13 protein-coding genes are annotated in these 10,694 nt (G+C 27.7%); 1 reads left to right on the forward strand and 12 read right to left on the reverse strand.

Annotation, left to right across the window (positions count from 1 at the left end; translation table 11 throughout):
* Positions 1–312: 312 nt before the first annotated feature.
* From ACVFVN_RS13980 to ACVFVN_RS14035, 12 genes are all read right to left on the reverse strand, one after another.
* Positions 313–906 carry a hypothetical protein gene (locus ACVFVN_RS13980; protein WP_456235751.1) on the reverse strand — a complete coding sequence of 198 codons (594 nt, stop codon included), beginning with the start codon at positions 904–906 and terminating at the stop codon, positions 313–315.
* A gap of 923 nt (positions 907–1,829) precedes the next feature.
* Positions 1,830–2,411, reverse strand: a complete 582-nt coding sequence (locus ACVFVN_RS13985) for a hypothetical protein (protein ID WP_165131250.1) — start codon at positions 2,409–2,411, stop codon at positions 1,830–1,832.
* 211 nt (positions 2,412–2,622) lie between these two features.
* The gene (locus ACVFVN_RS13990) at positions 2,623–3,327 is read right to left on the reverse strand and encodes a hypothetical protein (RefSeq protein WP_456235752.1); all 705 of its coding nucleotides are present in this window, start codon (positions 3,325–3,327) and stop codon (positions 2,623–2,625) included.
* Between the two features lie 219 nt (positions 3,328–3,546).
* Entirely contained in the window at positions 3,547–4,125 is a 579-nt protein-coding gene (locus ACVFVN_RS13995; RefSeq protein ID WP_456235753.1) for a hypothetical protein, read from the reverse strand.
* Positions 4,126–4,346: 221 nt separating this feature from the next.
* Positions 4,347–4,604 carry a Txe/YoeB family addiction module toxin gene (locus tag ACVFVN_RS14000; protein ID WP_456235754.1) on the reverse strand — a complete coding sequence of 86 codons (258 nt, stop codon included), beginning with the start codon at positions 4,602–4,604 and terminating at the stop codon, positions 4,347–4,349.
* Position 4,605: 1 nt separating this feature from the next.
* Complete coding sequence (locus ACVFVN_RS14005; RefSeq protein WP_456235755.1) at positions 4,606–4,860, reverse strand: type II toxin-antitoxin system Phd/YefM family antitoxin; 255 nt, start codon at positions 4,858–4,860, stop codon at positions 4,606–4,608.
* Positions 4,861–5,137: 277 nt separating this feature from the next.
* Positions 5,138–5,776 carry a suppressor of fused domain protein gene (locus tag ACVFVN_RS14010; RefSeq protein WP_456235756.1) on the reverse strand — a complete coding sequence of 213 codons (639 nt, stop codon included), beginning with the start codon at positions 5,774–5,776 and terminating at the stop codon, positions 5,138–5,140.
* Positions 5,777–6,088: 312 nt separating this feature from the next.
* Positions 6,089–6,565: a type II toxin-antitoxin system death-on-curing family toxin gene (locus tag ACVFVN_RS14015; RefSeq protein ID WP_456235757.1), complete on the reverse strand. Its 477-nt coding sequence runs from the start codon at positions 6,563–6,565 to the stop codon at positions 6,089–6,091.
* A 2-nt stretch (positions 6,566–6,567) separates the two neighbouring features.
* Complete coding sequence (locus ACVFVN_RS14020) at positions 6,568–7,638, reverse strand: DNA-binding protein (RefSeq protein WP_456235758.1); 1,071 nt, start codon at positions 7,636–7,638, stop codon at positions 6,568–6,570.
* A 287-nt stretch (positions 7,639–7,925) separates the two neighbouring features.
* Positions 7,926–8,591, reverse strand: coding sequence for a hypothetical protein (locus tag ACVFVN_RS14025; protein ID WP_456235759.1), 666 nt, complete (start codon positions 8,589–8,591; stop codon positions 7,926–7,928).
* Between the two features lie 222 nt (positions 8,592–8,813).
* Entirely contained in the window at positions 8,814–9,311 is a 498-nt protein-coding gene (locus tag ACVFVN_RS14030; protein WP_456235760.1) for a hypothetical protein, read from the reverse strand.
* 231 nt (positions 9,312–9,542) lie between these two features.
* Positions 9,543–10,022 (reverse strand): hypothetical protein, encoded by a 480-nt coding sequence (locus tag ACVFVN_RS14035; RefSeq protein ID WP_456235761.1) that lies wholly within the window; start codon positions 10,020–10,022, stop codon positions 9,543–9,545.
* Positions 10,023–10,026: 4 nt separating this feature from the next.
* On the opposite strand from ACVFVN_RS14035, the gene ACVFVN_RS14040 reads away from it, so the two are divergent.
* A complete protein-coding gene (locus ACVFVN_RS14040; RefSeq protein ID WP_456235762.1) occupies positions 10,027–10,176 on the forward strand; it encodes a hypothetical protein in 150 nt (49 codons plus the stop codon).
* Positions 10,177–10,694 lie beyond the last annotated feature (518 nt).

Below are 10,694 nucleotides of genomic sequence, written 5' to 3' on the forward strand. Positions count from 1 at the left end.
TTAATAATTTGAAACCACCAACAATAATTCCTTCGAAAATTATTTCAACAAAAACCTGTACTATAAATTCAAATATTATTGTCATTTTTTAAGCGGTCAGTTTGGCAAAATTGCGTACAACGGAAAAAGGCTTTGCGAAGTGCGGGAATTCGAAGAACCAAAAGTTCAAGAATTCACAAACGAAGCAAATGCTTTTTCAGATTGTCTAATTTAGAGAAAAAAAACAATATGAAAAGCAGTTGCGGATTATTTTGACTAAATTTCAATCAAGACTAAACCCCGCATTTTGCAAAACCTATGTTATCTGCAGTACTATTTTTTGAATTTTGCTGTTTCAATACTATTAATTATTTCTTCACCGACTTCGTTATCAAGATATATTACCGAGATTGCTAAATCATTTTTATTTTTAAATGTTGCATAATTTATTACTTTCATATCAACTTTGTTTGGAATAATAACTGATAGGAAATATTTAGTAAATTCGACATTGTCAATTTTAATTTTTGACGTTTTATCTGTGATTTCAGCATTTTCAAAGGCTTGTCTGAAGGTTTCCTTTATTGTTTTATTATATTCTATAACAGCTTCATTATAATTTCCATCTATTTTTTCATCATATTCTCTGACATTTATTGTGAAATAATTGTTTACATCTTTTTGAAAAAGATTTGGTTTCAAATTTTCAATTTCAATAATAAGATTAGTTCTATCTTCTAAGGTTTTTTTACCAAGCTCTAATGCTCTATTCGTGCTATTCTCATCCATTTTATGGAATCCTTTAGGTAAATAAGTCTCAAATTTTGTCTTTGGATCATATATTTCTACTGTTGAATCTTGAGCATCACAAGAAGTAAAAATGAAAAATGAAAAAAGTAATTGTAAAACTTTGAATTTTAATTTCATACGTGATTTTGGTGTATTGCAGATAACGGAAAAAGTATTGGCGAAGTGCGGGAATTCGAAGGACTGAAAGTTCAAGAATTCAGAAACGTAGCCGATGCTTTTTCACTTCTGCTAACTTACAAAAAATCGCAGAATTGAAAAGCATTCGGCGGAATATTTTTACGAAATTTCAAGGTTTACAAAATCCCGCATTTTGCCAATACACTGTTACGCGCAGTAGAAAATGAGAACTTTTCAACGCTGAAAAATAGTTCTAAAAAATTATGAGCAATTAAATCACAAATAAATCAGATGAATAAAACGAAACTTAACCAGTTTTCAAACTGCATTTTTCCAGCAAAATTTAAAACTAAATTATCTGAAATTTTTCTCGATTGTTTTTGCGCAAAGTAAAATTGAAAATTCGTAAGAAATGAAATTATTTTTATGATAATCTTAAAGAATGACAAATCTTTCAACTCTGGTTTCTGAAGTTGATATTTTCTGATTTTTTTCAAATGGGAAAAATTTCAATTATAAAAAAAAAGAGTAGAAGAAGCTTAAAACGTTACGAAATTTTAAGCGAAAAAAACTCGAAATTTATTTGTCGAGAAAAGTGTTTTCAAGAAAATTAAAGAACTTTTTAAACCCAATATTTCTACTGAATTTTTTCTTATAAAACCTAAAATTTCAATGTTAAAAAAAGAGAAATTATTATCCGAAAACGCGCTAATCTATTGCGTGTAACGGAAAAAGTATTGGCGAAGTGCGGGCTTTCGAAGAACTAAAAGTTCAAGAAAGAACAAACGTAGCGAATGCTTTTTCACTTCTGCTAACTTACAAAAAATTGCAGAATTGAAAAGCATGAGCGGAATAATATTTCTGCTTTTCAATTTTGCACTTCACCCCGCATTTTGCCAATACAATGTTATGCGACGTTTTTTTTAATTTTTTAATAAGTTGGAAAGTTTCTCAAAATCTCCATCTTGACCGAAGTTTTCTGTATTTGCATTTGTTCCTATGATTCTGAATAAACGGCAATCAAAACATATTTTACAAAATCCTATAATTTTCTTATTTTTTTTAAAGACAAGAATATCACGATAAACTGCAACACAAGCTGCTGCATAATTTTCATAAACTGTTTTTTCGGTGAAAATTTGATTAATTTCCTTAAATTTAGATTGAGGAATTTGAGATCTTGTAAATCCTATTTCGCTTAGTGAAGTTATAAACTTTAAGTTATTTAAATTTTCAGGTTTTTCGCCAATAATAATATCAAATTTTAATTTGTCTATTTGTGATTTATTTTGTGAATCAAATAAATCCATAGCTTTATCTTCTGGAATTTTTGTGTGATAATATTCAATTACATCAAAATTAAAAAATGAATTTCCATATTTTGGGACAAATTTATTTTCAACGAATTTATTTTTTTTATTATCAATCTCAGTATTTTTATTCTCAGTTTGTTTGCATCCTATAAAAATGAGAATAATTAAAAAAATGTTGAAAATTTCTTTCATAGACGTGTTTTATGTAAAATGTCGCATAACGGAAAAAGGCTTTGCGAAGTGCGGGAATTCGAAGAACCGAAAGTTCAAGAATTCAGAAACGAAGCAAATGCTTTTTCAGATTGTTAAGTTATAAAAAATAATCAATATGAAAAGCAATTTGCGGATTAAATGGGAGAGAAGTTCAATTTAAGACTTAACCCCGCATTTTGCAAAACCTATATTAGGCGATGTTATTGATTTTTTTAATTAAATTCAAATAAGCCTTGTCATTTCGATTGATATTATTATCCAAAATTTCATTCCAAATTTGTAAATTTTCTGAATTATTTATTATTTCATTTCTGTTTGAAATAAGATATTCTGAGAAATAAAATATTGATTTTTTATTATTCAATATTAAATTTAGATTTTGCAATAAACAACTATTAAATAACTCTTTTCTTTCTTTTTGTGATACAGAATTCTTTTCTTTTTGTTTTTTTAAGAAACCTTTAATTTTTTCTTGTTTAATTATTTTTTGTTCAGATTTTGACAGTTCTTTCTGTTTTTTTAATTTATAATTTTGTAAATCAATCTCTTCTTTTTCTTCTAAAGAATAAATTTTATATCTTGGAATATAATAATTACCACCTGTATTAATTATCCAAGCCTCTAATTGTTTAGCCATCTCAAAATCTTCTAATGCTAATTTTTCTAATAAAAAAAATGTAGAACTAGGACTTCCAAAACCTCTGCAATATATTTCAATAATATGTAATCCTTTAATAAGGTAGAAGAAATCATTTAATGTATGTTTTTTGATTTCTCTTAATAATCTCCATTTATCAAAATAAATTTCATTTCCCGATCTTGAAAAGTCGGTCAAATTATTTTCAGAGATTAAATCTTTTTTTCCAATCTCAATTATCTGTATAATATCTATCATTGGTTTTTATAATATCGCCTAACGGAAAAAGGCTTTGCGAAGTGCGGGAATTCGAAGAACCAAAAGTTCAAGGATTCACAAACGTAGCAAATGGCTTTTTCAGATTGTTAAGTTAATAAAAAAATCAATATGAAAAGCCAATTTGCGGATTATTTTGACAAAATTTTCAGCTTTGACTTATCCCCGCATTTTGCAAAACCACTGTTAGCGGAAGTTTTTTTAATTTTCTTCAAGCCATTTTACAATTTTTGGATTGTTCTTAGAATATTTTATTTTTCTAAATTCTCCAACGTTATAATTGTTTAAATATAGTTCTTTTTCAATATTTTCAAAGTGTATTGTAGTAATATCAAATCCTTTCAAACTTTTTGACTTGTTTTCTATTTTTACTTCCTTGATTACTCCATGATTTTTCAATTGATTTTTTTCGTAATAATTAAGAAATGAATAGTTTAGACAAACAACAATAATAAAAGTACAAATGAATAATAAACTGTTTTTTAGCTTAATATTTTGATATTTCTCTTTTCCGATATTCTCAATAATTTTTTTGAATTTGTCTTCATCAATTATGAAAAAGGAATATCCTGTCTTTTTAGGAGCAATTAATTGTTTAGTTAAGAAATCTGCAATTAACATTGCTGAAATTCCAAAGGAAAAAAATGAAACAGCAATATTTATTGGAGACAAATCAATTTTATCATTCCACCAATAATTGAAAGTATAAACTATTCCAAAAATTAAAACTAGAAAAATGAAAAAAAGGCGTAGTAAATTTCTGATATTTCCCTTTGACATGATGTTGTGTAAAATTTCCGCTAACGAAAAAGTATTGGCGAAGTGCGGGCTTTCGAAGAACCAAAAGTTCAAGAACGACCAAACGTAGCGAATGCTTTTTCAAGTACACTAAATTAAGAAAAAAAGTGGAATTGAAAAGCATGAGCGGATTATTTTTCTGCTTTTCAATTCGTTACTTTCCCCCGCATTTTGCCAATACACTGTTGTCTGCAGTAAGAATTCTAATCGTAATGAAATCTACATTTAGCAATAAGAATTTCATTTTCTTGATATTTGTAAATTAATCTATGCTCATCGTCAATTCTTCGCGACCAAAATCCAGAATATTTATGTTTCAGAGGTTCTGGTTTTCCAATTCCATCAAAAGGATTTCTAGAAATATCTTTTAGCAAATCATTTATTCTTTTTAATTTCTTTTTGTCAGTTTTCTGCCAGTATAAATAATCTTCCCAAGATTCATCAACAAAAGTATATTTCATCTTATTCTTCTATTAAATCTTTAGAAAATGATTTATCACTTTTTAATTTTTCAATTGCTGAATCTAGACGCATTTCGTTTTTTCGTGAAGAAAGTTCATAATTTGTTGCCATCAATGAATTATATTCTTCTAATGACATTACCACAATACCTGAATCTTTTCCACGATTAATAATCAAAGTTTCGAAGTTTTTCGCAACTCTATCTAAATATGATTTAATATCTTTTCTGAAATCTGAAACACTTGCAATTAACATTATTCGTATTTTAATTAGTACAAATATATGTACAAAAATTCAATTAACAAAATTATGCAGTATTTTTGACTTATTGCAGACAACGAAAAAGTATTGGCGAAGTGCGGGCTGGATTTAACTGAAAGTTCAATTCAGACTGAGCGAAGCCGATGCTTTTTCAGATTGTCTAATTTAAGAAAAAAAACAATATGAAAAGCAGCGGCGAATAAATTTGAAAAAGAGTTCAACTTAACCTTAAATCCCGCATTTTGCCAATACAATGTTACCTGCAGTTTTTTTATTTGCAAACATTTTTCCTTCCAATTTTTACAATTTCCTCAATATTGTTTTTATCAAATTTTTCTAGTAGTTCATTTGCATTTGTATTTTTCTTAAACTCCAACTCTTCGGGATAAAGCGGAATTAAAGTGTAAATATCAATCTGTTTTTTGTTTTTAAGAGGTATTGTAGTAAATTCTTCGGAAAGCTCCATAGAATTTGCTAACATTACTGAGTTAAATCCAATTCCTTCAGCGAATTCCTCTTTGTCATCAAATTGAAAAGTATGACCATAACTAAACCAACTATTATTTTCGTGAGGTGAAATCATAATTTCTTTCATTATACGAATTGGCCAATAATTTTTTTCATCATGAAATGCTTCATAATTTAAATTCCACTCTTTCGGTAGCAAAAACATAATTTCAATATATTTAGATGAATTTACGTCTTTCGGAATGTTCATTGGTAAAGCACTCATGCCACAACTCAACAAAATGTGATAAGGTCTTTCTTCGGTCGCTTTTATAAAAAAAATATCTCTGTGGATTGTTTCTGATTTTATTTCGTCAAAAACTACAATATCCGAATTCTCGTCAAAAAATTCATCTAAATGACTATCAATTATTTCTACACTATTTGGAATGTCGTTTTTCATACTTTTCTTTTTTTGTTGAGAATATAAAATAGTTGAATATAAAATCAAAAAAATCGTGTTTAATTTGATAAAATTCATTTTTGTGGTACTTTTTGTATAAAATTGCAGGTAACGGGCCGCGTATTGGCGATAGTGGCGGATTAGAAAGCCTAAACTTTCAATCTTGCACTAAGCTAAGCAACAGCCTTTTATTATTTTCTAAATTTATGAAAAAAGGAAATATAAAAGGCTGTTGCGACAAAAAAAGGAGAAACTTTCAATTTCTCCCTTAACCCGCCATTTCGCCAATACGATGTTAGCGGAAGTATTATTTTAATAGAATTTGTAGAAATCAATTCCTAAACTATCTTGTTTCACTATACTAGATAATCCGTTAAATAATTTTATTTTAATTTCTTCATTGTAGTCTTCTTCATTTAGAATCGAAAATATTATTTCTTTTAAAAATTCTTTATCAATAATATTGTCTGCTACCAAAACTGCAATGTTTTCCATTTCAATAATAAACTTATCTATACAATATTCTAATCCATTAAGTTGTAAAAAATATGCACCTATAGCAATCGATGTTCTTTTATTGCCGTCATTAAATGCATGAAACTTATTGACAGAAAAAACTAGATGAGTAAGTTTGTCCTCGAAAGCTGGATAATAATCATCGTTATCTAAATGATTTAGTGGGCTATCTAAATTCCCAAAGTTTTTAATTCCTGGTTGTCCACCTGAAATTTCAATAATTTTATCGTGAACTTTTATAGCATATTCTGTTGGAATTTTAATAATATTCATAATTATCTATCTTTCAGTCTTATGAATACATCTTTATTCTCTTCTAATCTTTGTTCTAAAGATTTGCTGTTCTCTCCTAGAAATTTTTCAAAATCTTCAGCACTTACTTCTGAAATATATTCTCTTAGTTTTTCGTGAAGAGCATCTCGAAAAACTAGATCCCTAGAAGCCATTAAACTTCTAGCTTTTTCTTTTAACGGTAGTAAAGTTGAATTCATTAATCCGTCATATTCATTGAATAGAAGATGTGCTTCTGATAAAGTTAACTTTCTGTTTAATTTTTTAAATTCCCTTTTTAAAAAATCTGAGAACCCATTTTCATATGAAGCAATTAAGTCAAGCACTTCCGAATACAATGTACTTCTGACACTTTCTTTTGAATTTAGGTTTAGTATTTGTCTATATTCTTTTGCGTTTTCAATAAAAATACTTTTGTAAATCTTATCAGTTAATTGTGCATATTTAAACTTATTCTCCGCAATATAGTGATCTAAGCAATTTGTAAATTCCTGTCTATAATTGTATTCTCTAATTGCACTTGGAATAAATTCTTCTTCTCTTTGATTTATAAATTTTGTTTTTCCTCCAATCTTCTTATTAAGAAAATCGATAACAATATCTAATATTACAGATCTGAGTCTTTGTGCATTTTCTGAATCTGTCAAAAGCATCCCTATATTTAAAAATGCTTTATATGTAAAAGTGCCAAGAATAGATGTTTTACTTAAGCTATCTATTTCATTTTCATATATTTGTTTTATGGTAACGACATCGATGTCGTTACCATCTTCCTTTTCTAAAAAAGATAAAATGTGGTCTTTAAATTGTTTTAATTTAATGCCATTGTAAACTTCATATCCACTATTTATGAGTTCTTCTTTATTATTTTCTAATATTCTATCTATAGTTCTTGTGTCTACATCAAAATATTTAGCAACTTGATTCTTAGTGAAACGATACTTGTTTTCAAACATCAATCCATAAAAGCCAAGATTTTTATATATTTCTTCAATAGCTTGATTATTATTAAGTATATTTTTTCTCTCAATACTTGAGTTAGTTAAATCTTTCATTTTGACTGAATGTTGAAATTATCGCTATACAAATTTACGAAAATTTAAAGTAGAAATTGTATGAACGGATTTTAGGTAATATTTCCGCTAACGGAAAAAGGCTTTGCGAAGTGCGGGAATTCGAAGGACTAAAAGTTCAAGAATTCCAAAACGTAGCAAATGGCTTTTTCAGATTGTTAAGTTAATAAAAAAAGCAATATGAAAAGCCAATTTGCAGATAAATATCTAAAATATTTCAACTTAGACTTAAACCCCGCATTTTGCAAAACCTATGTTAGCCGCAGTTATTATTTTTTTCTTGAATCAATCAGCTCTCTTAATTCAATTATTTCTGATAAGTTTTCAATATTATTCTCGTCCAATTTTTTCCAATCGATCCAATCAATTCGTTTTGTAACATCATATTCACCTAATAAACTATCTAAGAGAATGTATATAGCATTTTGCATTTCAGCAGTTTCATCATAATTTCTAATATTCAATTCTATACCTAATTGATTTTCTTCGATTAAATATCTAAAAAACAAATCATCGTAACCGATTTTGTAATTACCATACTGAATTTCCAAATCATCGCTTTCAATTCTCTGTCTGAATGCAGTAAAATTCCAATTTTTTATTTTTGGCTTTTTTGAAATTAATAATTCAACGGCTGGAAAACTTTTCTCTATTCCATCTGCGGAAATTGAAAATTCACGAGTTCCATTTTTCTGAATTGGAGCAAGTTCAAAAACTATGTTTTCATCAATTTTTTGAAGTTCTGAACTTATATCGTCATAAATAGTTTCCCTCACTTTTAAATTGTCAGCATTATCAAAAATGTATTTTTCTTTGCTTAAAAACCATTTCCAAAATTTATCTTCAGGAGTTTTTTCATTATTCTGACACGAAAATAAATTTGAAAAGATCATAAATGAAAATATTATTAATTTGTAGGGATTTAGTTTATTCACGTCGTTTTGGTATAATTGTGGCTAACGAAAAAGGCTTTGCGAAGTGCGGGAATTCGAAGAACGAAAAGTTCAAGAATTCAGAAACGAAGCAAATGGCTTTTTCAGATTGTTAAATTAGTAAAAAAAGCAATATGAAAAGCCAATTTGCGGATAAATATCTAAAATATATCAACTTAGACTTAAACCCCGCATTTTGCAAAACCAATGTTGTACGCAGTATTTTTAAAATTCAAGTTTATCTTTTTTGCAATACCATTTTGGATCACAATTTGAAATTTCGCATCCTGCAAAATGATATTTTTTCTTATTTTTTTTCATGAATCTTCCAGTTGTAAGTCCGTAGAAAATTGGAATAACATCATTTTCAGATTTACAATTAGGACAAACTTTGCTTTTATTCGCTCTGTATTGACAGAATTTTTCAACATAAAAAATTTCATTTATGTTTTTATTTAAATCAATTTTGAATATGTTTTCTTTATATTCTTCATTTAAAATTTGCAGTTTGTATATTCCTTTTTCTAACTCTTTAAATTCAAATTCTTGATTTTGATTAGTTTTTTGGAAGTATATTTTATTATTTGATTGATTTGTTAGCTTTAATTCGAATTCAGGAGTGTTATGTCTCTTAATTAGTGAATCAATAATTTTCCCATTAAGTTTTTGAGCTATTAATTGAGTTGAAAAAATCAAAAAAAATAGAAAATAAATAAGCTTCATTTTGTGCGGTTTGTTTGGGAAATATTGCGTACAACGGAAAAAGGCTTTGCGAAGTGCGGGAATTCGAAGAACTTTAGTTCAAGGATTTACAAACGTAGCAAATGGCTTTTTCAGATTGTTAAATTAATAAAAAAATCAAGATGAAAAGCCAATTTGCGGATAAATATCTAAAATAGTTCAACTTAGACTTAAACCCCGCATTTTGCAAAACCTATGTTAGCAGAAGGTTTTTTACTTATTTTTTGGTAATTTTTTGTTTCCAAATCCGTAGGAAAATTCCCATTTGTTGTTTTTTTTCAATTTGTAAACATTAATCCAATCATAATAATCTGTTTTCACTTGAATTAATGCTTCTCTATTTTTATTAATGAATATTGGTGTTGAAATTTGAATTGTATAATTTTTTGAGTCAATTTTAAACTTTGGTATTTTATATGTTTTCCAATTTAATTGATTGGTGAATTTTACTTTTTCAAAATATTTAGAGAAATTTTTGTCTTTAACTTCTTTCATTGTGTATTTGTAATTTTCATCATTTTTTAAATCATTGTTTAATTCAGGAATAAAACTTAATGGATTTAGTTTCATTGATAAATATTCTTTATTTTGTTCGATAACGTCATTAATAAAATGGTCAACAAGATTTTTTTCTTGTGAAAAAGCAAATGAAAATTTGATAAAAAATATTAATATAAATAATTTACTTTTCAATGAATTGGATTTAAACACAATATTGGTAAAACTTTCTGCTAACGAAAAAGTATTGGCGATGGCGGGACAAAAAGTGAACTTTAGTTCAATTTTAGGCTCGAAAGTAGCCGATGCTTTTTCTATGAAACTAAAATACAAAAAAAAGTTGAAATAGAAAAGCATGAGGCGGGGAAGAATGGAAGAATTGCAAATTCAGACATTCAGACCCGCTTTTGCCAATACAATGTTGCCCGCAGTACGAATTTGCGGTTTTTTAGGTTACTCATAAACGTGTTTAAATTTTAGTAATCAAAGGTTGTAAGTAATCAAAAGCACGTCAAGTTAGAAGAAATCATATATTTCGTTTCAAAATTCTATTCACGCGAATTGCAAAAACTCATAAATATTCAGTTGGTTAATCACGGTTAATTGGAATCAAACTCGTTGGAATTGTCAAAACATAAAACATCCAAAAATCAAATATAATTTTGCTCACAAATTAACTTGAAAAAGTAGAGTAGAAGTTACTCAAATTTAGTGTTGATCTTACTCAACGTGTTGCGGGCAACGGAAAAAGTATTGGCGAAGTGCGGGCTAAATTGGACGAAAAGTTCAATTTAGACTAAACGTAGCCGATGCTTTTTCAGATTGTCTAAATTAAAGAAAAAAACAATATGAAAAGCAACGGCGGCT

It is taken from the genome of Soonwooa purpurea, assembly GCF_053891095.1.

What these genes read in the sequence shown, in the direction of transcription:
- ACVFVN_RS14005 (WP_456235755.1), bottom strand. Translation starts at nt 4,860, where the DNA reads ATGTTAATTGCAAGTGTTTCAGATTTCAGAAAAGATATTAAATCATAT.
- ACVFVN_RS13990 (WP_456235752.1), bottom strand. Translation starts at nt 3,327, where the DNA reads ATGATAGATATTATACAGATAATTGAGATTGGAAAAAAAGATTTAATC.
- ACVFVN_RS13980 (WP_456235751.1), bottom strand. Translation starts at nt 906, where the DNA reads ATGAAATTAAAATTCAAAGTTTTACAATTACTTTTTTCATTTTTCATT.
- ACVFVN_RS14020 (WP_456235758.1), bottom strand. Translation starts at nt 7,638, where the DNA reads ATGAAAGATTTAACTAACTCAAGTATTGAGAGAAAAAATATACTTAAT.
- ACVFVN_RS14015 (WP_456235757.1), bottom strand. Translation starts at nt 6,565, where the DNA reads ATGAATATTATTAAAATTCCAACAGAATATGCTATAAAAGTTCACGAT.
- ACVFVN_RS14030 (WP_456235760.1), bottom strand. Translation starts at nt 9,311, where the DNA reads ATGAAGCTTATTTATTTTCTATTTTTTTTGATTTTTTCAACTCAATTA.
- ACVFVN_RS13995 (WP_456235753.1), bottom strand. Translation starts at nt 4,125, where the DNA reads ATGTCAAAGGGAAATATCAGAAATTTACTACGCCTTTTTTTCATTTTT.
- ACVFVN_RS14010 (WP_456235756.1), bottom strand. Translation starts at nt 5,776, where the DNA reads ATGAAAAACGACATTCCAAATAGTGTAGAAATAATTGATAGTCATTTA.
- ACVFVN_RS13985 (WP_165131250.1), bottom strand. Translation starts at nt 2,411, where the DNA reads ATGAAAGAAATTTTCAACATTTTTTTAATTATTCTCATTTTTATAGGA.
- ACVFVN_RS14000 (WP_456235754.1), bottom strand. Translation starts at nt 4,604, where the DNA reads ATGAAATATACTTTTGTTGATGAATCTTGGGAAGATTATTTATACTGG.